This window comes from Helicobacter pylori, assembly GCF_001653475.1.
GTDB classification, from domain to species: domain Bacteria; phylum Campylobacterota; class Campylobacteria; order Campylobacterales; family Helicobacteraceae; genus Helicobacter; species Helicobacter pylori_CM.
Genome location: NZ_CP011487.1, coordinates 138,044 through 160,815 on the forward strand (window position 1 = coordinate 138,044; position 22,772 = coordinate 160,815).

The window sequence follows — 22,772 nt, forward strand, 5'->3', positions numbered from 1 at the left end:
AATACCTAATCTCTAAACGCCATTTTTAGACTCTACTTGGGTGCGTAAAAAACTAAAAGCCGGTAAGGGCGCGGGAAGCTGCACTAAATTCACATTCCCGCTATGGATAGTTTCTAGCTCGGTGTTATTTTCTAAAAGGATTTTATACAGCACTAAATAAGAGCGTTTTTCAAAGGTATAAATCTTGCCAATTTCATTGACTACGGGCGTGATAGCCGCATTTTTGGGGGCGATGATTTCATAAGCGGTGTTAGTGGTAGTGGTGAATTTGCATGCAAAAAAACGCCCGTCTTCTGTTATTTCGCCATTGACTTGAAAATCCCCTTCGCTAATGGCTGTTTGGTGGTTTTGAGTATCCAATCTTTCAAAAGGCCTTCGTATCAAATAGCCGTCCGTAAAACCCCTGTTTTTAAGCGTGTTCAATTCGCTAGCATAAAAACTCGGTTTAAGGGTGTTATGGTAAAAATCATCAACCGCTAAACGATAGATGCGCGTGGTTTGCGCGGCGTAGTAACTGGACTTGGTGCGCCCTTCAATCTTAAGCGCGCTAATGGCGTTTGAACTCAAAATTTCAGCGATATGGCCAGAGAGATTCAAATCTTTAGCGTTAAAAATATGCGTGCCTACGCCCTCTTCTTCAACCAGCCTCATCATCACGCCATTATCAGGGTTTTTCACATAATATTCATAATCAAACCGGCAATCATTCGCGCAACTCCCTCTATTAGGCACACGCCCCTTTTGTAAAGCCGAAATCAAGCAACGCCCTGAAAAGGCAAAGCACATGCTCCCATGCACAAAGATTTCTAATTCTAAATCGGGTAAGGCTTTTTTAATCTCAACCGCATCATTCAGACTCAATTCCCTAGCGCACACAATGCGTTTAACCCCTAAATCATAAAACACTTGCGCATCTAGCAAGTTTAAGACATTCGCTTGCGTGGATAAATGGATGGGGATATGTGGGGCGATTTTTAAAGCGAGTTTCACCACACCAGGTGCAGCAATAATAAAAGCGTCTGGCTCTAATTCTGCCATTTTATAAATATGTTCTTCTAGAAGTTTGAGCTGTGAATTGAAAGGGAAACCATTGATCGTGGCATAGACTTTTTTATCCAACGCATGGGCGTAGTCAATCCCTTCTTTAAAGGTCTCTAAAGTGAATTCTTTACTCGCACGATTGCGTAAAGAAAAATGACTCACCCCCCCATAAACCGCATCAGCCCCATAGTTGAGAGCGATTTTAAGTTTTTTTAAATTACCAGCTGGAGAGAGCAATTCAACCTGGTTCAAAACTACTTGGCTCCAAAAGAAGCGATCAAGGCTTCAATATCATCAGCACTGGCTAAATCTTTATCGTCATCGCCGGTGATAAAAGTCGCTGAACTCACGCGCTTAGAATCATCAATTTTGCCTTCAAAAAGCGAATTCATGTATTGGCTGAGCGCTCGCATGACATTGACCACTCGTTCAATTTTTTGGCGGTGAATGTCTTGAAACTGCATGATATCCATCGCTTGCATGGAGCTATCAGAGCAATTAGTAGCTTCTTCTTCAATGCTTTTAAGGGCGTTTAGGATTTCTTGTTGCTCATTGAGCGCGGTTTTAAAAGATTCAACATTGGGGAAATGGCCATGCAAATTGTCAAAAATTTCTTGGTGTTTTTGCAAAGGTTCTTGGATTTTTTTAACCATTTTAGCGATTTTTTCAGCGCTAGCCCCAATCAAATCCAATTGATCAAAAATTTGCGTGGCTTTCACTTCAGAATCTCTTGTAACATCATCTAATTGATGCACGACTTTATGCTCTTCGGTAGGAGGAGGGGGAGGCCATTCATTGGGGCTAATCTTGCCGTATTTTTCAGCGTCTTCTTTTTTGACGGTCATTTTTTCATTATAACTAGAATTTTCTTTATTCTCTTTAGTCTCTTTAACCTTCTCTTTAGCTTCCTCTTTAGCCTCTAGGGCTTCCAAATTTTCTAAATCGCCACCATTCATCAAAGCGTCTAATTCTTCTTGTGTCATTGTTGTTCCTTGCCAATTGGTTTTAAAAAGCGTTTCTTAACCATAATTCCTAGCTGTCATTTTAGCGCACTTAAGCTTTAGCAATCAAAACGCCCTCTAAAATCGCATCAATATCGCCGTCCAGTATCGCTTCCACATTGCTATAAGCGGTATTGGAGCGCGCGTCTTTGACTTGCTGGTAGGGGGCTAGAACATAACTTCTTATTTGATGCCCCCAACCGATCTCGCTTTTTTCTTCATTTTTGGCAATGCTTTGCTGCTTTTCTAATTCCAATTCATAAAGCTTGGATTTGAGCATTTTTAACGCGCTCGCTTTGTTTTTATGCTGGCTCCTATCGTTTTGGCATTGCACCACAATACCGGTAGGAAAATGCGTGATCCTAACCGCGCTTTCTGTTTTATTGACATGCTGACCGCCTGCCCCACTGGCTCTATAATAATCATAACGGACATCTTTTTCATCAATTTCTATATCAATATCATCGTCTAATTCAGGGCTAATTTGCACGCTCGCAAAACTCGTGTGCCGTTTAGCGTTCGCATCAAAGGGCGAAATCCTTACAAGCCTATGCACCCCGCTTTCATTTTTCAAATAGCCATAAGCGTTTTCACCCTTAATGATAAAGGCAACCCCTTTAATGCCCGCTTCTTCGCCATCTTGATAATCTAAAATCTCGCTTTTAAAGCCCCTTCTTTCTGCCCATCTCAAATACATGCGATACAAAATACTCGCCCAATCCTGGCTTTCAGTCCCCCCCGCTCCAGGCTGGATGGTAATCATAGCGTTTGAAGCGTCATTTTCACCGCTTAACATGATTTCAATTTCTACTTTTTGGACGCTGTGTTCTAAAACAGGCGCCTCTTCATAGAGCAAGGATAAAGTAACCTCATCGTTATCGTTTTGAGCGAGTTCGAACAATTCTACGCTTTCATCTAAAGAAATTTTGGTTTTTTGATAGGTTTCTAGCAAGCGGTTCAAGCGCACTTTTTCTTTATTGGTGTCTCTAGCCTTTAAGACATCTTGCCAAAAATTAGGATCTTCTTGCTCTTTTTCAATGCGTTCTAATTCTTGTTTGATCTTTTCAGGCTTGATGATTAAGGCGATATTATCGCATTTGTTTTGCAAGCTTTTTAACAATTCGCTATAGGTGTAGTTATCCACAAACAGAACCTTTATGAGTGGGGTTTTAAACTTATCATTATAGCATTGTTAAAAGCCATTTTAATTTTCAAACCTTAAAATTTCAATTTCGCCCTGAACTAATCTTACTCCTTCATCAATTAAAGTGATAGAATCAACTTGTGCAAGGGCTTGAATCGCTCCTGATTCATAGCGGTTGTTGTTGTAAGGAATGAATTGGTTGTTTAAATAGTTGCCTAAAATTAAATGCGCGCGTTCGCCTTTAAGCTTTAAAGAGGCATTGATTTGAGCCTTAAAGGTTTTTAGTTTAAAATCTTTATTTAAGGATAACCGCTCTAACAAGGGTAGAATCAAAACTCGTAAAACCAATAAGCAACTTAAAGGATTACCCGGTAAGCCTATAATAATACTTTGATTGAGTCGGGCTAAAGTTACCGGTTTTCCAAGTTTGAGATTGACTTTTTCATAGTAAAAAAGGGCGTTTTTTTCTTTCAAAGCATCTTTAAAAAAGTCTTTATCCCCTACACTCACCCCTGCACTTGAAAGGATGACATCATAGTCTTGTGATTCAAGTGGTTTAAGCTGTAAATTTTTATCATCTTTTAAAACCCCTAGAAAATGCGTGTTGTAGTTTTTAAGCATGTTAAAAATACCCACTGAATTAACATCATAAACCTAGTATTCTAGGGCGTTTTGCCCTAAAGGCACTAATTCATCGCCGCTACTAAATAAAGCGATTTTTAATTTTCTAAACGCTTTGATTTCTTTTAACTCTTGAGAGGCAATGAAGTGCGATATGCTCATAATTCAAACGGGTATTTTTAGGGATTAACACGCTGTTTAAAGAAGCGTTTTCACCCTTTTGACGGATATTGGCGTTTATTTTAAAATCTTTGGGAGCTAGGGCGAAATTTTTATGGCTTTCTAGCATGCATTCTATAGGGATAATCGTTTCTATTCCCTTTGGCACCATCGCTCCAGTCATGATTTTAACGCATTCATTTTCTTTCACTTCTAAAGCGCTCACATCATCCCCGGCAAAAATGCGCTGAACGACTTGAGTTTTTTTGCCTAAATCCTGCATTTTAAACCCATAGCCGTCCATAGCGCTTTGATTGAATTTAGGCAAGGCATGAGCGCAAATAATATCCTCTGCTAAAATGCGCCCCATGCTTTCAAACAAAGAAATAACCTCTATTTCTAAGGGTTTTAGGGGAATGCTAGAATGGATTTTTAGAGCTTCTTTAAAACTAATCATATTGATCCTTTAAAAGATTTTGCTAATGGCGCTAAAGGCCAGGCTGATTTCTTCTTTAAAACGCCCCATGATAGCCGAAGTGATTAAAATAATACCCACAAACCCGATCGCAATTTTAACCGGAAACCCGATAGCGAGCAAGTTGAACTGAGGGTGGGTTTTCATGATCATGCCAAAAATAATATCGCTCAATAACACCAAGCATAAAATAGGGAACGCCATAGAAAACCCTATGACAAACAAGTGCGAAAAGGCTTTGACGATGTTTTTAGCTAACGCTGGTTCAAAGACAAATTGCCCTAAAGGGACGGCTTTTAAGCTGTGATCCACAAACAAAATGATTTGATGGTGGAACGATAAATCTAATAAAATTAAAACCGCTAACAATAAAAGGGCTTGCCCCACAATGGGTTTTTGCGATCCTGAAATAGGATCATACGCGCTCGCCATCGTAAGCCCCATAGAAAAGCTGATGCTATCGGTTGCAAACACTAAGCTTGCAAAGACGATTTGTAAAAAGATAGACGCACACACCCCTAAAAACAGCTCGCATAAACAAGCAATAATAAAACCCTCTGGCGTGTAAGCGGCGTTTGAAAACTCTAAAGTGGGGTAAAAAATCGCGCTTACATACAAGCTCAAAGCCCCACGCACCGACAAAGGCACTAAATGGTTTTCAAAAAAAGGGAAAAAAGACAGCACGCCGCTAACCCTTAAAAACAACAAGAAAAAATCCCTGACATGCGGAGTGCTAAGCTCTTGAATAAAATCTAGCATTCTTTTTCTTTAAGGATAAAAAAGTAGTGCGTTAGCATTAGGGTTTGCAATAAAGTAGCAAAAAAATTAAAAAAAGGGATTAAGGAAAAAAGATAGCAAAAAAACGAAAAACGATAATGCTTCAATCGGTGCTGTTTGAGTAGGTTTTGATAGCTTTGATAATTAAAAATCATGCTGGCTATATCCAAACTCATGGTGTTTTTGAAAAAAAGAAAATGCGCGATTGTAGAAAAAAAGACCCCAAAGAACCCTATAAAGGGAATGAAATAAAAGGGCGTTAAAACCGCTAACAATAAAAGCATAAAGGTGAGCGATTTTAAAAAATATTTAATAGAAAAAAGGACTGAGCCAAATTCTTCTAAAACAACATGGGGATAATATTTTTGGTGTAAATAAGAAACCACCAAAGGGGTGTAAAAAATAGACGCAAAAATATTGATGACTAAACTCAAAAGAATCACGATCCAAAAAATAAGAAAATACACTAACGCTTTAAAAACCCATGCAAACACACCAGCAAAAAAGCCTTGAAAATGGGAATAGTCATTCAAAAATTGCGGTAATAAAGTTTGGCAATAACCCACAATACTCCCGCCATTGTAGTAAAAAACAGCTCCAAAAAAAGCCAGACTCAAAAGGGTAGGGCCAAGATTGATTAAAAGCATTCTAGCGCTTAAAAAATCATTAAAGCTTTTTTTAAGGATAGATAAAGACAAAACCATGACTTGAAATCCTTCTTAACTCACTTTGTTGGGGGTAATTTAAGTGCAAAGTCCCTTAATCTTACATAGCAGGCTTATAAATATGAGATTGACTAAAGGAGTAAAGGAGTATAGAAGTTATTCAAGATGGAATCACATTTATTGCTAAATACACTCCTATGAAGAATGATATAACATAGACCCAAGGACAACAAATTGCTATAGCGATCATAATACCTATTATCTTTATTATTATTCCTTTTTGTAACTTGGAATCTTCTAACAAACATTTTTACCCACTTTTAATGGAATGAATAACTTTAAGCATTTCTTACCCCTTAATGTGAGTTTTCTGTAATCATGATAGCTGATTTTGCTTTAAATTTGCTATAATGTAAATTTAATGATGAAAATTAGTTTAAGGTGGAGAACATACAATGAAAAAAAATATCTTGAATTTAGCGTTAGTGGGTGCGTTGAGCGCGTCGTTTTTGATGGCCAAGCCGGCTCATAACGCAAATAACGCTACGCATAACACGAAAAAAACGACTGATTCTTCAGCAGGCGTGTTAGCTACAGTGGATGGCAGGCCTATCACTAAAAGCGATTTTGATATGATTAAGCAACGAAATCCTAATTTTGATTTTGACAAGCTTAAAGAGAAAGAAAAAGAAGCCTTGATTGATCAAGCCATTCGCACCGCACTTGTAGAAAATGAAGCTAAAACCGAGAAATTGGACAGCACTCCAGAATTTAAAGCGATGATGGAAGCGGTTAAAAAACAGGCTTTAGTGGAATTTTGGGCTAAAAAACAGGCTGAAGAAGTGAAAAAAATCCAAATCCCAGAAAAAGAAATGCAAGATTTTTACAACGCTAATAAAGATCAGCTTTTTGTCAAGCAAGAAGCCCATGCTAGGCATATTTTAGTGAAAACCGAAGATGAGGCTAAACGGATTATTTCTGAGATTGACAAACAGCCAAAGACTAAAAAAGAAGCCAAATTCATTGAGTTAGCCAATCGCGATACGATTGATCCTAACAGCAAGAATGCGCAAAATGGCGGTGATTTAGGGAAATTCCAAAAAAACCAAATGGCTCCGGATTTTTCTAAAGCCGCTTTCGCTTTAACTCCTGGGAATTACACTAAAACCCCTGTTAAAACAGAGTTTGGTTATCATATTATCTATTTGATTTCTAAAGATAGCCCTGTAACTTATACTTATGAGCAGGCTAAACCCACCATTAAGGGGATGTTACAAGAAAAGCTTTTCCAAGAACGCATGAATCAACGGATTGAGGAATTAAGAAAGCACGCTAAAATTGTTATCAACAAGTGATTGATGAGGTGTTATTATGTTAGTTAAAGGCAATGAAATCTTGTTGAAAGCCCATAAAGAAGGTTATGGGGTAGGGGCGTTTAATTTCGTGAATTTTGAAATGCTAAACGCTATTTTTGAAGCAGGAAATGAGGAAAATTCCCCGCTTTTCATTCAAGCGAGTGAGGGAGCGATCAAATACATGGGGATTGATATGGCGGTGGGCATGGTGAAAATCATGTGCGAACGCTACCCGCACATTCCTGTAGCCTTACACCTAGATCACGGCACGACTTTTGAAAGCTGCGAAAAAGCCGTGAAAGCGGGTTTCACTTCTGTGATGATTGATGCGTCTCATCATGCTTTTGAAGAAAATTTGGAATTGACTTCCAAAGTGGTCAAAATGGCGCATAACGCTGGAGTGAGTGTGGAAGCGGAGTTGGGGCGTTTAATGGGGATTGAAGACAATATTTCGGTAGATGAAAAAGACGCAGTGTTAGTGAATCCTAAAGAAGCGGAGCAGTTTGTTAAAGAATCTCAAGTGGATTACTTAGCCCCAGCCATTGGGACAAGCCATGGAGCGTTTAAGTTTAAAGGCGAGCCAAAATTGGATTTTGAACGCTTGCAAGAAGTTAAAAGGCTCACTAATATCCCTTTAGTTTTGCATGGAGCGAGCGCGATACCAGATAGTGTGAGGAAATCTTATTTGGACGCTGGAGGCGATTTGAAAGGCTCTAAGGGCGTGCCTTTTGAATTTTTACAAGAATCCGTGAAAGGGGGGATCAATAAGGTCAATACCGACACGGATTTAAGGATCGCTTTCATTGCAGAAGTGCGCAAGGTGGCCAATGAAGATAAGAGCCAATTTGATTTGAGGAAGTTTTTTTCTCCGGCCCAATTAGCGCTTAAAAATGTGGTCAAAGATCGCATGAAACTTTTGGGCAGTGCTAATAGAATTTAATCAACAAGGAAAGAATGTAACATGGCGATTGGGATGAGTGAGCTCAAAAAGGGCTTAAAAATTGAATTGGGTGGTGTGCCTTATAGGATCGTAGAATACCAGCATGTCAAGCCTGGCAAGGGTGCGGCTTTTGTGCGCGCGAAAATCAAGTCGTTTTTAGATGGTAAGGTGATTGAGAAGACTTTCCATGCGGGGGATAAGTGCGAAGAGCCTAATCTGGTTGAAAAAACGATGCAATACCTTTATCATGATGGCGATACATACCAATTCATGGACATAGAGAGCTATGAGCAAATCGCTTTGAACGACTCTCAAGTGGGCGAGGCTTCTAAATGGATGCTAGACGGCATGCAAGTGCAGGTTTTATTGCATAATGACAAGGCGATTTCAGTGGATGTGCCGCAAGTTGTGGCTCTAAAGATTGTAGAAACAGCCCCTAATTTTAAGGGCGATACTTCAAGTGCGAGCAAAAAACCAGCGACTTTAGAAACCGGTGCGGTCGTGCAAGTGCCTTTCCATGTTTTAGAGGGTGAGATAATTAAAGTCAATACGGAAACAGAAGAGTATCTTGAAAAGGTGAAGTGAGATTATTTTTTTATTGAGTTAGTGCTTCAGACACAGCTTTTTTGTCATAAGGGGTGTTACTAGCCCCTTATTTGGGTTTTGTTCAATGGGCTTTGTTTAAAATGCGTGTGGAATCTGTGATTAAAAATGATTTAAAATTTCTTTTCTCTGTTCTCGCTTGGAATTGATTATGAAATATAAAAAATGTTTTAGTATTTTTTACAATCTAAGAAAGAGCTTGATTTAACCAAACGAATAATCTCTTAAAAAAGCTGTCTTTTTGGGGGTATTAAGCACAAAGTATTTCTTTATTCCCTTAAAAAATGGGTTTTACTATAAAGTTTAAAACGATAACGACAAGGTAATCCTATTTTTATTAAAAATTAAAGTTAATTGAAATTTAAATAAGGTTCTAGTTGCAATATGTGATGAGAACGATGCCCCTATCCCCTTAAGAGTTTAAAATAAGAGTTTAAAATAAAGAAAATGAGCCTAAAATCAAATCTAAAACCACAAAACAAAATTTAAAACCCCCATTTTTTAATCAAACCTGCAATGGGCGTTCTATACCATCAGCGCTTAAAGGGGTGTTGGCTTTTAAGAATTTTGATGCTTTTTGGCCTAAAACTTCTTTATAAAATTTAGGGTGTAAGCCAAGGTTGGGGCGTAAGGCTTTGATATTATCGCTAGTCAATGCTTCGCCTTTTTGAATATCCTTAATGACAAATAAAGAGCGCATAAAGAATCTTCGCTCCTCTAAAGTCTTTGAATTGATTTTAGGCTCTTCTTCGCCCAAGGCTAAAACGCTTTGCTTGATGGCTTCAACCATGCTTTTAAATTCGTTAAAATCCATGCTAAAAGCGCTGTCTGGGGTTTGTAAGGATTTGTTTAAAATGAAATGCTTTTCTATCATGCTCGCTCCTAAAGTGGTGGCTAGAATGGGGCAAAGAGAGCCAATCGTGTGATCGCTCAAGCCAAATTTAACGCCAAATGTTTCGCCTAATTTAACCATGCTCAATAAATTAGCGTCTTCTATTTTGCTAGGATAAGCGCTCACGCATTTTAAAAGGGTGATGTCAAAATTACCCACTCGTTTGCACAACGAGATAGCGTCTTGCAATTCAATGCTTGTAGCGATACCGCTAGAAAGGATAATGGGCTTTTTTGTGCGAGCGGCTTTTTCAATCAAGTCTAAATCAACGATTTCAAAACTAGCGATTTTATACATGGGGCAATTTAGGCTCTCTAAAAGTTCTAAAGCTTTTGAGCTAAAAGGCGAGCTAAAAATGCCTAAATCAAGCTTTTTAGCCAATTCAAACAATTCAGCATGCCATTCTAGGGGGGTGGAAGCCTTTTGATACAATTCATACAAATTTTCTTTATCCCATAAAGTGCCTTGAATGATGAAAGGATCTTCTTTAGAGTTTAAAGTCATGCAGCTTGGCGTGTAGGTTTGGAGCTTGACAAAATCTGCGCCGCTTTCCTTAATGGCATGAAGGCTTTCTTTGGCGAGATTTAAATCCTGGTTGTGATTAGCGCTCAATTCGGCGACAATTTTAGGGCGTTGTAACATTTCTTATTTCTCCTTAATCAAAACTTCTTTTTCTAAGCGATAGACTTGAGAGCAAGTGAAAGCCAAAGGCTCATCATGCGTGGCTAGAACTAACGCCCCTTCTTTTTCCGTAATGTAATTTTGCAGCATGCTGATGACTTGATTAGCGCTAGTGGTGTCTAAATTCCCAGTGGGTTCATCAGCGATAATGATTTTAGGTTTTTTAGAAAGCACTCTAGCGATGCTTAAGCGTTGTTGCTGGCCGCCGCTCAATTCACCCACGCCTTGTTTTAGGGTGTGGGCTATACCTAATTTTTCTAAAAGGGAATGATCGATTTCTTGCTTGGCTAGGATTGAAGCGACTTGCAAGTTTTCTAAAGCGCTAAAACCCTTAAAAAGGTAATGTGATTGAAAGACTATACCCACTTTTAAGCGCCGTAATTCCAAAAGCTTTTTGGAATTTAAGGCATAAACATCTTGGTGTTCTAACAAACTAACTATTCCGCTATCCGGTTTTAGCATGGTGGCTAAATGGCTTAAAAGCGTGCTTTTACCGCTCCCGCTCACGCCTAAAATCGCTAGGCTTTCTTTGGGTTTAATGCGCAAATTCACGCCATTATAAAGAGGTTTTTCAAAGGCATGAGAAATATTGGTCGCTTTAATCATTATCGTTTCCTAAAAAGAATATCGCCTAATAAACTAGGGTTTAGAATGTAAGAAGTTGAAAAGTTCGCGCTGTGCAAGATGATTTTATCATAACGCCTTGCATAGTATTTTAAAAGCGTTTTTTGTAAGGTGGGTTCAATGCTTGGGCTAAACCATGCGTTATTGCTCATCACGATAAAAATTTTTGAAGAGCTGTTTGAATAAGCGGGTTTGGAAGTGCCTTCATAGCAAATCAGGGGGCGAAAAGTAAAATCGTCTAATGTAAAATCGCTGAAACTAGAAGCGTTGCGGTATAAATAAGCGCTCTCGCCAAAAAAGAGTTTTTCAAGGGGTTTTTGAAGAAACTCCGGTAAAGGCATTGTCTCACCAAAGGGGGCTAAAACCACTTTATCAGCGATCTGAACGCTTTCTTTAGAAAATAAAAACGAGCTGTTATAAAGGCTATAGCCTTGAGTCCGTAATGTCCCTATTAAAATAGCAATATTACCGCTTAAATCTTCTAGCTTGGCTTTAAAGGGGGAGTTTTCCAAAGCTATAGGGTATGCAGTCTCTGGAAAAACAATCAAGGTTTTTTGTTTGCTTTGAGCGAGCTTGATTTCTTTAAGAATGTTGTTTTCAATATCGTTAAGGTAATTTGAGTCAAATTTCAAATCTTGGGGCGTTTTCGTAGAGACTAATTCAATATTTTCAACCTTTTTCAAACCGCTTGTTTTAAAACCATTAAAATCCAACGCGCCAAGTAACAATAAAACCGCTATGATCCTGTATTTTTTAAATGGTTTAGCGCTCAAAAAAATGCAAGCCAAAAAAACAAGCCCTAGCGATAATTTATCCACCCTAAACACGCTATAAGAAAAAAAGCTATCCGGGACTAACCAATCAAATCCAAAGGGGTGGATAAAACTAGAGCCTAAAAAACTCAAAAGCCTGAAATAGGGGTTTTCAAAATAGAGCAACAAATAAAATAAAACCCCATAAACTAACGCTATTAAAAGAATGATTAAGGGTAATAAATAAGTGAAATCCGAGTAACGAAAGCTTAAAGCGCACCAATAAAACAATAACACCCCCACAAAAAACCCCAAAGCAAAAGCGCTATTTCTGGGGGTTTTTAAAAACGCTAGCATGCTTAAAGGGGCTAACAGGCTTGTGAGTATGATAGGAATATAGGGGTTTTCAATCGCATAAGCGTCTAAAACAGCATTCACATACACGCTTGAAACAAACGTGCACGCTAATAAAAAGGCGTTTTGATTGAATGGAATAAGACGCATGGCTAAATTGTGAAACCTTGAGATTGTTTTAGTGTATTATAGCTATATTTTAATTTAAGAATTTCAGATTGATTTTTTTAAGGGTAGTTTTTTTTAAGTTGTGTTATTATTTTCAAATTTCAAGTCTAAAGAGTGCGGGTTGATAGCGTTAAAAGTCATGGGCGTTTTTGAACGCTCACTATCTTTATGCGAGATATATGAGAGAAAGGTTTGGGTTTAGGGTTTGAATTATATTGATTTGGCGTTACTTGTGGTGGTGGTAGCCTTTGGGATTAGGGGATTTTATCATGGCTTCGTGAGTGAAGTGGCGGGGATTTTAGGGATTGTGCTTGGCGTGTATTTAGCGTCTCGCTATTCTGTGGCTGTTGGAAATTTATTTTCACAGCATTTGTATGATTTAAGAAATGAAACCATGACGAATTTCATCGGTTTTTTATTGGTGTTAGCGTCTATTTGGGTGTTTTTTTTAGCTTTTGGAGTGTTGCTGGGCAAGGTGTTAGTCTTTAGTGGATTAGGCATTATAGACAAAGCGTTAGGGTTTATTTTTTCATGCTTGAAGACTTTTTTAGTGCTTTCTTTCATCCTTTATGTGCTCTCTAAAATGGAAGTAATGAAAGACGCTAACGCCTACTTGCAAGAAAAAAGCGCTTTTTTTTCTACCATGAAAAGCATTGCCAGTAAGATCATGCGCCTTGATGGCGTCAAACATGTGGAGCAAAACCTTAAAGACAACCTTGAAGAAATGAGCGATGGAGTCAAAAATAAAGAATCTTTCAATAAAGCTAAAGAGTCTTTTGATAAAGCGATGGATAAGGGCGTGGAGACTTTAAAAGAAAAGGCTAAAGAATTGCCTAAAAACATGCTGGATCCAAAAGCTAACCAAACCCCACCAAACCCCACCCCACCTAATAAAGAACCCCTATAAAGGCATGACATGTTTTCTAACCAATACATCCAACAACGTATCCATAAAGCCAATAGCTTGAGAAAAGAAGGGAAAAACCCTTATAAAAATGGCTTGAAACGAAGCCTTACAAACGCCGCTTTTTTAGAAAAATACGCTTATGTTAAGGACTTAGAAGAGCCTAAAGACAAAGAAAAATGCGAGAGTATTGTAGGAAGAGTTAAGCTTTTGCGTTTAATGGGTAAGGCATGCTTTATTAAAATTGAAGATGAAAGTGCGATTTTACAAGCTTATGTTTCGCAAAATGAATTGAATGATGAGTTTAAAAGCCTGAAAAAGCATTTAGAAGTGGGCGATATTGTGTGGGTGAAAGGTTTCCCTTTTGCTACCAAAACCGGTGAATTAAGCGTTCATGCCCTAGAATTTCATATTTTAAGCAAAACCATTGTGCCTTTACCTGAAAAATTCCATGGACTGAGCGATATAGAATTGCGTTACCGCCAGCGCTACTTGGATTTGATAGTCAATCCTGGCGTTAAAGATGTGTTTAAAAAACGCAGTTTGATTGTCTCTAGCGTGCGGAAATTCTTTGAAATGGAAGGGTTTTTAGAAGTGGAAACCCCCATGATGCACCCCATTCCTGGCGGGGCGAACGCAAGGCCTTTTATCACTTATCATAACGCTTTAGAAATTGAAAGGTATTTAAGAATCGCTCCAGAATTATACCTCAAACGCTTGATTGTGGGGGGGTTTGAAGCGGTGTTTGAAATCAATCGTAATTTCAGGAATGAGGGCATGGATCACAGCCATAACCCCGAATTTACGATGATTGAGTTTTATTGGGCGTATCACACTTATGAAGATTTGATTGAACTCAGCAAGAGGCTATTTGACTACTTGCTAAAGACTTTAAATTTAGATTCAAAAATCATTTATAACGATATGGAAGTGGATTTCAACCAAACGAGCGTGATTTCCTATTTGGACGCTTTGGAAACAATAGGGGGCATTAGTAGGGATATTTTAGAAAAAGAAGATAGGCTTTTGGCTTATTTGTTAGAGCAAGGCATCAAAGTAGAGCCCAATCTCACTTATGGTAAATTGCTCGCTGAAGCGTTTGATCATTTTGTAGAGCACCAACTCATTAACCCCACTTTTGTAACCCAATACCCCATTGAGATTAGCCCCTTAGCCAGACGCAACGATAATAACCCTAATGTTGCTGACAGGTTTGAATTGTTTATTGCAGGAAAAGAAATCGCTAACGGCTTTAGCGAGTTGAACGATCCTTTAGATCAATTAGAACGCTTTAAAAATCAAGTGGCTGAAAAAGAAAAAGGCGATGAAGAAGCCCAATACATGGATGAAGATTATGTGTGGGCGTTAGCCCATGGAATGCCCCCCACTGCAGGGCAAGGCATAGGCATTGACAGATTAGTGATGCTACTCACTGGAGCTAAAAGCATTAAAGATGTGATTTTATTCCCAGCGATGCGTCCTGTTAAAAACGATTTTAATGTTGAGGGTGAAGAATAATGGCGTATTTTTTAGAACAAACTGATAGTGAAATTTTTGAGCTCATCTTTGAAGAATATAAGCGGCAAAATGAGCATTTAGAAATGATAGCGAGCGAGAATTACACTTTTGCAAGCGTTATGGAGGCTATGGGGAGTGTTTTAACGAATAAATACGCTGAAGGCTATCCTAACAAGCGCTACTATGGAGGCTGTGAAGTGGTGGATAAAATAGAAAGCTTGGCTATAGAAAGGGCTAAAAAGCTTTTTAATTGCCAGTTCGCTAATGTGCAAGCGCATTCAGGCTCACAAGCCAATAACGCTGTCTATCACGCTCTTTTAAAGCCTTATGACAAGATTTTAGGCATGGATTTAAGCTGTGGAGGGCATTTAACGCATGGCGCTAAAGTGAGCTTAACCGGCAAGCATTATCAGAGCTTTTCTTATGGCGTGAATTTGGATGGCTATATTGATTATGAAGAAGCGCTAAAAATCGCTCAAAGCGTTAAGCCAGAAATCATTGTGTGTGGGTTCTCAGCCTATCCAAGGGAGATTGATTTTAAGAAATTTAGAGAAATCGCTGATGAAGTGGGGGCGTTACTATTAGGCGATATAGCCCATGTGGCAGGGCTTGTGGTAACCGGTGAGCATGCCCATCCTTTCCCGCATTGCCATGTGGTTTCAAGCACCACTCATAAGACCTTAAGAGGGCCTAGAGGGGGGCTTATTTTAACCAATGATGAAGAGATAGCGGCTAAGATTGATAAAGCGATTTTTCCAGGAACTCAAGGCGGGCCTTTGATGCATGTCATTGCTGCTAAAGCGGTGGGGTTTAAAGAGAATCTAAAACCAGAATTTAAAGCTTATGCAAAATTAGTGAAATCTAACATGCAAGTTCTCGCTAAAGCGTTAAAAGAAAAAAACCATAAATTAGTGAGTGGTGGCACTTCTAACCATTTGCTTTTAATGGATTTCTTAGACAAGCCTTATAGCGGGAAAGACGCTGATATTGCATTAGGGAATGCCGGAATCACCGTGAATAAAAATACCATTCCTGGCGAAACGCGCAGCCCTTTTGTAACGAGCGGGATAAGGATTGGATCAGCGGCATTGAGTGCAAGGGGCATGGGAGCTAAAGAATTTGAAATCATAGGGAATAAAATATCAGATATTTTGAATGATATTAATAATGTTAGTTTGCAATTGCATGTGAAAGAAGAATTGAAAGCAATGATTAATCAATTTCCTGTGTACCACCAACCTATTTTTTAAGGAAGTCAAGATGACAGAAATGGAATTAAAGCTCATTAAGATAGACACAAGCCATTATTTTGAAAAAAAACCAGGCTTGGGGGAGAGGGTGGATTATGCGGGGCGTTGCTACTATAATAAATTCCAAAGAGTGAATGCCATGCTCACAAGCTCGCTCATTCAAAAGCATTTGAAAAGGGAAATAGAAATCGCGCACAATCTCATCTTGCGTAACGATAAGGTGGAAAACATTGTGTTTGATTATAACGGGAGGAACCCGGAGCGTTTTTATCATAAGGCGCAGTTATTGCTTCGTGAGGAAGGTTTTATGAATTTTACCGCTTATAACACGAAGACGCCAGGGCATTTGCATTTGTATGTGCATAAGGGGCATACGGAATTAGGCGAGGGTGAAAGGTTGGTTAAAACTTTGTCTATGAAATTAGCGCAAGGGTTGCCTAAAGAATGGAGAGTCTTCCCTAGCAATGAATGGCCTAAGGAATTTAATATTTTAGCTTTACCTTATGAAGTGTTTGCAAAAGAGCGAGGGAGCTCTTGGGCGAAGCATTTATAACAATTTTTGAAAGGATTTTTGATGTCAGAAAAAGAAAGACTGAATGAAGTGATCTTAGAAGAAGAAAATAATGGGGGCGGCACTAAAAAGGTGTTTTTGATCGTGGCTATAGCCATTATCATTTTAGCGGTGCTTTTAATGGTGTTTTGGAAAAGCACGAGAGTCGCTCCTAAAGAGACTTTTTTACAAACCGATAGCGGCATGCAAAAAATAGGCAACACTAAAGACGAGAAAAAAGACGATGCGTTTGAAAGCTTGAATTTGGATCCTTCCAAGCAAGAAAGCGATCTGGACAAAGTGGCGGATAATATTAAAAAGCAAGAAAATGATGCGTTTAACATGCCCATTCAAACCAATCAAACTCAAACGGAGATGAAAACAACAAAAACAACAGAAGAAACGCAAGAAGCTAAAAAAGAATTAAAAGTTGTTGAGCGCACTCCCATGAACGCTCAAAAAGAATCTCAAGCTGTGGCTAAAAAAGAAACCCCCCATACAAAGCCTAAAGTAACCCCTAAAGATAAAGAAGCTCATAAAGATAAAGATAAGCATGTGGCTAAAGAGCCAAAAGCCAAAAAAGAAGCTCATAAAGAAGTTTCTAAAAAAGCCAATTCTAAAACCAATCTTACTAAAGGGCATTATTTGCAAGTGGGGGTTTTTGCACACACACCTAACAAAGCGTTTTTGCAAGCGTTTAACCAATTCCCCCATAAGATTGAAGATAGGGGGGCTACTAAACGCTATCTCATAGGCCCTTATAAGAGCAAGCAAGAAGCTTTAATGCATGCCGATGAAGTCAGCAAAAAGATGACTAAACCGGTTGTCATAGAAGTGCGTTAAAGATTTTACAAATTTAAAAGAGCTTAATCAAGCGGTAATCTTTTGTGATACGCTTTTAGGGATTAGAGGGATTTATGAGGGAGAGTTCGCAAAATATCTCCTGTTCCCTTAAGAGTTTTGTATAAAACTAAAGTAATCCCAAAAAAAATAAAGAGCGTTATGAATTTAATGGGTAGCAAAAAATATGATGGCTTTTTGACTAACGGGCAAAAACTAAGACAGCTAAAACAAAGTGATAGCCTTTAGTAAAGTAGGGGTGAGAGGAGAAAAAAATGGAAAAACATGCGTTTTAAATCAAATATTCATACCCACTACTAGCAGTCAAGGGGAAACAACAAATATTAGACCGCACGAAAGAATTATAATATAAAAAAGATTGAAACGGCTTTTAAGATTATTAATCCGTATGATTTTACCAACAAGAAAGTATCAGTCATTTTAATGGGTTTTTTAAAATTAGCTATAATTAAGGGTTTAAAAAAGACATAATCCTTAAAAAAGAGTTTGAACATGTTAGAAAAATTGATTGAAAGAGTGTTGTTTGCCACTCGTTGGTTGCTAGCCCCTTTATGCATTGCCATGTCGTTAGTGCTGGTGGTTTTAGGCTATGTGTTCATGAAAGAGTTGTGGCACATGCTCAGCCATTTAGACACGATCAGCGAAACGGATTTGGTTTTATCAGCCTTAGGATTAGTGGATTTGTTGTTTATGGCCGGGCTTGTTTTAATGGTGTTGCTCGCCAGTTATGAAAGCTTTGTTTCTAAATTAGACAAGGTGGATGCTAGTGAAATCACTTGGCTAAAGCACACGGATTTTAACGCTTTAAAATTAAAGGTTTCACTCTCCATTGTAGCCATTTCGGCGATTTTCTTGCTCAAACGCTACATGAGTTTGGAAGATGTTTTATCCAGTATTCCTAAAGACACACCCCTATCGCATAACCCCATTTTTTGGCAAGTGGTGATCCATTTGGTGTTTGTGTGTTCAGCGCTTTTAGCCGCCGTTACCAATAATATCGCTTTTTCGCAAAATAAAGGGCATTAAAAGTTTTAAAGCTCTCTTTCAGGAAGGACTTTAGACCATTCTTTAATCAAGCGTAAGAATAAGGAAGTATCAGGCGAAGTTTTTTCATGGATTAAAATCCCTTCTTCCACCGCTTCCCAAATAACTCTGTGCCGATACACCACCAAATGCCATGATTGTTGGGCATGATCTTTAAGCGACAAACGCACCCTTTTAGCAAAAGACGGGTTGTCAAACAAGACCGCGCTTTCAGTGTTGATGTATGCAGAGCGCGGATCGATATTAAAACTCCCTAGAAGCGTTAAATTGTCATCAAAAACAATCGTCTTGCCGTGTAAGGAATGTTTGGTGCTAAAACGCCCTTTAATCTGGCGGTTGAAAAAATCGTTTCGTATTTCATAGACATTCGCGCCCATTCGCACTAATTGGTTGCGATACCTTTCCCATGCCCCATAGACCACTATCGCATCAGTAGATGAAAGGGAATTGGTAAGAATATTCAATTCAATCCCCTTAGAAATTTGATTTTTAAAGATTTTCATCATCTTTTTACCTGGAATAAAATACGATGAAGCGATAAAAACGGAGTCCTTAGCGTTTTTAAGGGCTTTCTCAAAAGCGATTTTGATAGGCGAATACAAGAGCGTGTCAATTTTTTTGGGTGAATCGGCTAAAAAAATTGCATTCCCGTAATAAATAGGGTATTGGCATTTTTGGAAGCGTTCTATAAAATCATTGACTTTTTTTTCAAACTGGTTTTTGTCTTCAGCGCTGATAGGGATTTTTTCATGGAGTTTAGCGATTTCTTTAGCGTTATTTTTGAGTCTTTTATGGGTTCTCAATAATGAAACAGGGATAGAGCGGTGGAACCTCCAATAGCGTTCAAAGCTTTCTTTGGCTTTTGAAGCAACCCCCCCAAAAAACAAAGCGTCTAAATCTAAAAAATTCGTCTCTAAATCGTTATCAAAATAATTGTCCCCGATATTGCGCCCCCCTATAATGACAGCGAAATTATCCACGATGAAAAGCTTGTTGTGCATGCGTTTTTTAATGCGCTCATAATCCGCAAGCATTTCAAAATAACGCAAGCCTTTATTGCGGATATAGTAGGGGTTAAAAATTTTCACTTCAATATTTTTATGGAAATTTAAGAGCATAATATCTGAAAAATCTGAATCCAATCCGTTATCGTCTAAAAGGATGCGCACTTTTACCCCACGATTGGCCGCACTTAAAAGTTCTTTAGCGATCACTTGAGAGGAAAGATCGTTCTTATAGATATAAGTTTGCATGTCAATGCTTTTTTGGCTCATTCTGATAAGACCCACTCTATGCAACAAGGCATCAAAGCCGTCTTCTAAAAGAATAGCCGCACTATGGTTAGGATTTTCTTTTAAATTTTTAGCGTATAAGCTCCCAATGGTGGTAGTGTAGGGATCATAAGAGATAGGGGGGCTTGAGATGGGAGTCTTATAGACTAACCCAAAACACCCGTTAAAAAAAAAGACGCTTAAAAGGACTAAAAAGATTTTCAAAAACGACCCACTAAAAAGAAATTAGCGGCTTTTACCCACTTTCAACATCCTGTTACGCAAAGTGGCGATACTGCTTTGCAAGGGTAATTCTTTAGGGCAAGTGTCATGGCAAGCGATCAGGCTCATGCACCCAAAAACACCATCATCATCGCCAACTAACTCATAAAAATCGTCATCGCTTCTTTCATCGTGGCTGTCAATCATAAAACGCATGGCTCTGTTCATGCCAGCAGCTCCAATGAAATTAGGGCGCATGAGTTTAGTCCCACAAGAAGCGATACAACACCCGCATTCAATACACCTGTCCAGTTCGAAGACTTCTTGGGCTTCATCAGGCTCAATCCTTTTTTCCGGCTGGGTAATATCCACTTCTTCTTTAGAATGCGCCCAGCTCTCCACCCTTTTAGTCATATCGCTAAACCAATCTCCCGTATTCACGCTCAAATCTTTAATGAGTGTAAAACTAGGCATGGGCATCAGCGTGATCACCCCGCTTTCAAAGCTAGAAGTTAGGGTTTTACAAGCCAATCTTGGTCTCCCATTAACCATCATCGCACAAGAGCCGCAAATCCCAGCACGGCACACAAAATCAAAGCTCAAATCCGGATCTTGATGCTCTCTAATGAGGTTTAAAGCGATAAAGAGCGTCATGGATGGGGTTTCTTTCAATTGATACTCTTTAAAATGCGGCTTACTCACCGCACTTTGAGGGTCAAACTTTAGCACTCTAACTACAATCGTTCGTTCATTATCACTCATGGTGTTCTCCTTTTAGGTTAGCGTTGTGTTTGTCTAATAAATCATGGACATTGAAAGAATACAAATGTTCCCCCCTAGCCCTCACTTCTTCATCTTCTAAACGCATATTCCTAGCCTTGTATTTTTCTTGCAATTCAAAAGGCATGAGTGCGTGTTGGACTTCTACCCTGTCTTTTCCAAGCTTTTCTAATTCTAAAATCGTTCTCAAAATCTCAGCGTCGCGCTCTTCTTTTTTGGGGTGGGGAATGAAATTGCCCTTTTTGCCATAGCCCCTAAAATCAGGGCTGATTTCCATTTTCATCACATCTAATTCTTCGTATTCAATCGTGGGCATGTCTTGCTCAGTGCTAGGCCAGCTCGCTAAAGTCCGATTAAGCCATTTTTCATCGTCTCTTTTAGGGTAGTCAATCCTTGTGTGAGCCCCTCTGCTTTCAGTGCGCAGTAACGCCCCTTGAGTGATGCAAAGCGCGAGTTTGAGCATTTTTTTGGTGCGGTAAGCGTCTTCTAATTCAGGGTTATTGTGCAAAACCTTGTTTTTCACGCAAATGTTTTTGGAGCGTGCATAAAGTTCTTGCAATTCTTTAAGGGCTTCTTCTAGTCTTTTGCCTTCTCTAAAAACGCCCACTTTTTCATCCATGACTTCTTTCATGCGTTCTCTGATTTCATACACATCTTCCTTGCCTTCATTGTGCAATAAAAAATGCATGTAATCTTGGCTTTCTTTAATGAAAGCTTCCACCTTTTGCGTGTTGATTTCAATTTGTGCTTCTAAACAATGCGAGGCGAAATAATCCCCTATAATCATGCCAGCTACCACGGCCTCACTCACGGAATTACCCCCCAAGCGGTTAAACCCATGCAAATCCCAGCATGCCGCTTCGCCCGCACAGAACAAGCCTTTCAAGTGGGTTTCGCCTTTAGGGTTTGTCCTAACCCCACCCATAGAATAGTGTTGCATGGGTTTTATGGGGATCCAGCCTTTTTGCTTAGCCATCGCTTGCCCGTATTCAGGCTCATTAGCGGGCACTCCTTGCATGTTGTCTTTGGTTTGCTCTTCGCTATCCGCCGGATCAATACCCGCAAAAGTCATGGCAATATCGCGCACATCCCTTAAATTTTTTTCCACATGGTTACGCCCTAAAATAGCAATATCCAGCCACACATGATCCCCATAAGGCGATTTGGCTCCATAGCCTTTTTGGATATGCTCTAAAATCCGCCTTGAGACCACATCCCTACTCGCAAGCTCTTTTTTCTCCGGCTCATAAGCGGGCATGAAGCGTCTGCCAAATTTGTCTCTTAAAACCCCTCCATCGCCCCTACAGCCTTCAGTCATTAAAATCCCGCTTGGCACTAAAGCGGTAGGGTGGAATTGCACCGCTTCCATGTTGCCTAATTTAGCCACGCCGGTTTCTAAAGCGCTTGCAGCCCCAGATCCATCGCAAATCACGGCGTTAGTGGTGTGTTTGTACACGCGTCCATAACCTCCGGTAGCTAAAAGCGTGCCTTTAGAAACATACGCTGAAATTTCGCCTGTGATCAAATCCCTTACCACCGCCCCGTAACATTTATTATTATGATGAATGAAAGCGAGCATGTCCTTTCTGTCTTGAATATCCACTTTGTGGTGTAAGGCTTCATTAGCGACCGCATAAAGCATGGTATGCCCTGTAGCATCAGCCGTAAAACATGTGCGCCATTTTTTAGTGCCGCCAAAATCACGGCTTAGAATATAACCATGCCTATCGTCTCTTTCAGTGATCGTAACATGCTCACCATTGACGACCGCAGGCCTATCGCCTTTTTTAATCCTAGTCCAAGGCACCCCCCAACTGGCCAATTCCCTAATGGCTTTAGGGGCAGTGGTTACAAACATCCTAGCCACTTGCTGATCACACCCCCAATCGCTCCCCTTAACCGTGTCTAAAAAGTGCAAATCTTCATTATCGCCCTCGCTTTTTTTAGCGTTCGCAAGGCTTGCTTGCATGCCCCCTTGAGCGGCTGCAGAGTGCGAACGCCTGACAGGCACTAGGCTTAAAACGATGGTGTTTAAACCCTTTTGTTTGCATGCGATACTAGCCCTTAACCCAGCCAATCCGCCTCCAATAATTAGTGCATCACAATATGTTATTTTCATT

At 39.4% G+C, this 22,772-nt stretch carries 20 protein-coding genes and 1 pseudogene; 9 read left to right on the plus strand and 12 right to left on the minus strand.

Annotation, left to right across the window (positions count from 1 at the left end):
• Positions 1 to 12: 12 nt before the first annotated feature.
• From AA974_RS00675 to AA974_RS00700, 6 genes and pseudogenes are all read right to left on the minus strand, one after another.
• Positions 13 to 1,293 carry a peptidase U32 family protein gene (locus AA974_RS00675; RefSeq protein WP_064432990.1) on the minus strand — a complete coding sequence of 427 codons (1,281 nt, stop codon included), beginning with the start codon at positions 1,291 to 1,293 and terminating at the stop codon, positions 13 to 15.
• A 2-nt stretch (positions 1,294 to 1,295) separates the two neighbouring features.
• Positions 1,296 to 2,024 carry a protein phosphatase CheZ gene (gene cheZ / locus AA974_RS00680; protein WP_064432991.1) on the minus strand — a complete coding sequence of 243 codons (729 nt, stop codon included), beginning with the start codon at positions 2,022 to 2,024 and terminating at the stop codon, positions 1,296 to 1,298.
• Between the two features lie 70 nt (positions 2,025 to 2,094).
• Positions 2,095 to 3,186, minus strand: a complete 1,092-nt coding sequence (gene prfB, locus AA974_RS00685; protein ID WP_064432992.1) for a peptide chain release factor 2 — start codon at positions 3,184 to 3,186, stop codon at positions 2,095 to 2,097.
• A 60-nt stretch (positions 3,187 to 3,246) separates the two neighbouring features.
• Positions 3,247 to 4,423 (minus strand): annotated as a pseudogene (locus AA974_RS07790) (molybdopterin molybdotransferase MoeA).
• Between the two features lie 9 nt (positions 4,424 to 4,432).
• A complete protein-coding gene (fliR, locus tag AA974_RS00695; RefSeq protein WP_064432993.1) occupies positions 4,433 to 5,200 on the minus strand; it encodes a flagellar biosynthetic protein FliR in 768 nt (255 codons plus the stop codon).
• Entirely contained in the window at positions 5,194 to 5,922 is a 729-nt protein-coding gene (locus tag AA974_RS00700) for an EI24 domain-containing protein (RefSeq protein WP_064432994.1), read from the minus strand. Before AA974_RS00700 ends, fliR begins: the two co-directional genes overlap by 7 nt.
• Before the next feature lie 416 nt (positions 5,923 to 6,338).
• Between AA974_RS00700 and cbf2 the strand changes: the two genes are divergently transcribed.
• The 3 genes from cbf2 to efp are packed head-to-tail and all read left to right on the plus strand — an operon-like array spanning position 6,339 to position 8,763.
• A complete protein-coding gene (gene cbf2 / locus AA974_RS00705) occupies positions 6,339 to 7,238 on the plus strand; it encodes a peptidylprolyl isomerase CBF2 (RefSeq protein ID WP_052936897.1) in 900 nt (299 codons plus the stop codon).
• 16 nt (positions 7,239 to 7,254) lie between these two features.
• The gene (locus AA974_RS00710; RefSeq protein ID WP_064432995.1) at positions 7,255 to 8,178 is read left to right on the plus strand and encodes a class II fructose-bisphosphate aldolase; all 924 of its coding nucleotides are present in this window, start codon (positions 7,255 to 7,257) and stop codon (positions 8,176 to 8,178) included.
• 21 nt (positions 8,179 to 8,199) lie between these two features.
• Entirely contained in the window at positions 8,200 to 8,763 is a 564-nt protein-coding gene (gene efp / locus AA974_RS00715; RefSeq protein WP_000974265.1) for an elongation factor P, read from the plus strand.
• A 523-nt stretch (positions 8,764 to 9,286) separates the two neighbouring features.
• On the opposite strand, the gene pseI is transcribed toward efp, so the two are convergent.
• From pseI to AA974_RS00730, 3 genes are read right to left on the minus strand one after another with little or no spacing between them, the layout of a single operon-like run.
• Entirely contained in the window at positions 9,287 to 10,315 is a 1,029-nt protein-coding gene (gene pseI, locus AA974_RS00720; protein ID WP_064432996.1) for a pseudaminic acid synthase, read from the minus strand.
• A 3-nt stretch (positions 10,316 to 10,318) separates the two neighbouring features.
• The gene (locus AA974_RS00725; protein WP_064432997.1) at positions 10,319 to 10,960 is read right to left on the minus strand and encodes an ATP-binding cassette domain-containing protein; all 642 of its coding nucleotides are present in this window, start codon (positions 10,958 to 10,960) and stop codon (positions 10,319 to 10,321) included.
• Positions 10,960 to 12,234 (minus strand): apolipoprotein N-acyltransferase, encoded by a 1,275-nt coding sequence (locus AA974_RS00730; protein WP_064432998.1) that lies wholly within the window; start codon positions 12,232 to 12,234, stop codon positions 10,960 to 10,962. Before AA974_RS00730 ends, AA974_RS00725 begins: the two co-directional genes overlap by 1 nt.
• 223 nt (positions 12,235 to 12,457) lie before the next feature.
• Here AA974_RS00730 and AA974_RS00735 point away from each other — a divergent pair, with 223 nt between their 5' ends.
• The 6 genes from AA974_RS00735 (at position 12,458) to AA974_RS00760 (ending at position 18,361) form a co-directional block, all read left to right on the plus strand.
• A complete protein-coding gene (locus tag AA974_RS00735) occupies positions 12,458 to 13,159 on the plus strand; it encodes a CvpA family protein (RefSeq protein WP_064432999.1) in 702 nt (233 codons plus the stop codon).
• Positions 13,160 to 13,168: 9 nt separating this feature from the next.
• Positions 13,169 to 14,674, plus strand: a complete 1,506-nt coding sequence (gene lysS / locus AA974_RS00740; RefSeq protein ID WP_064433000.1) for a lysine--tRNA ligase — start codon at positions 13,169 to 13,171, stop codon at positions 14,672 to 14,674.
• The gene (locus AA974_RS00745; RefSeq protein WP_064433001.1) at positions 14,674 to 15,924 is read left to right on the plus strand and encodes a serine hydroxymethyltransferase; all 1,251 of its coding nucleotides are present in this window, start codon (positions 14,674 to 14,676) and stop codon (positions 15,922 to 15,924) included. The genes lysS and AA974_RS00745 overlap by 1 nt, the downstream gene beginning before the upstream one ends.
• Positions 15,925 to 15,934: 10 nt before the next feature.
• Complete coding sequence (locus AA974_RS00750; protein ID WP_000138104.1) at positions 15,935 to 16,477, plus strand: DUF1882 domain-containing protein; 543 nt, start codon at positions 15,935 to 15,937, stop codon at positions 16,475 to 16,477.
• Between the two features lie 21 nt (positions 16,478 to 16,498).
• Complete coding sequence (locus AA974_RS00755; RefSeq protein ID WP_064433002.1) at positions 16,499 to 17,317, plus strand: hypothetical protein; 819 nt, start codon at positions 16,499 to 16,501, stop codon at positions 17,315 to 17,317.
• Between the two features lie 510 nt (positions 17,318 to 17,827).
• Positions 17,828 to 18,361 (plus strand): TIGR00645 family protein, encoded by a 534-nt coding sequence (locus AA974_RS00760; protein ID WP_000890445.1) that lies wholly within the window; start codon positions 17,828 to 17,830, stop codon positions 18,359 to 18,361.
• 5 nt (positions 18,362 to 18,366) lie between these two features.
• Here the strand turns inward: AA974_RS00760 and clsC are convergent, their stop codons facing one another.
• Genes clsC through AA974_RS00775 form a run of 3 tightly spaced genes read right to left on the minus strand, consistent with a single transcriptional unit; the run spans position 18,367 to position 22,771 of the window.
• Positions 18,367 to 19,875, minus strand: coding sequence for a cardiolipin synthase ClsC (gene clsC, locus AA974_RS00765; protein ID WP_064433003.1), 1,509 nt, complete (start codon positions 19,873 to 19,875; stop codon positions 18,367 to 18,369).
• Between the two features lie 21 nt (positions 19,876 to 19,896).
• Positions 19,897 to 20,634: a fumarate reductase iron-sulfur subunit gene (locus AA974_RS00770; RefSeq protein WP_042636042.1), complete on the minus strand. Its 738-nt coding sequence runs from the start codon at positions 20,632 to 20,634 to the stop codon at positions 19,897 to 19,899.
• Complete coding sequence (locus tag AA974_RS00775) at positions 20,627 to 22,771, minus strand: fumarate reductase flavoprotein subunit (RefSeq protein WP_064433004.1); 2,145 nt, start codon at positions 22,769 to 22,771, stop codon at positions 20,627 to 20,629. Before AA974_RS00775 ends, AA974_RS00770 begins: the two co-directional genes overlap by 8 nt.
• Between the last annotated feature and the right edge of the window lies 1 nt (position 22,772).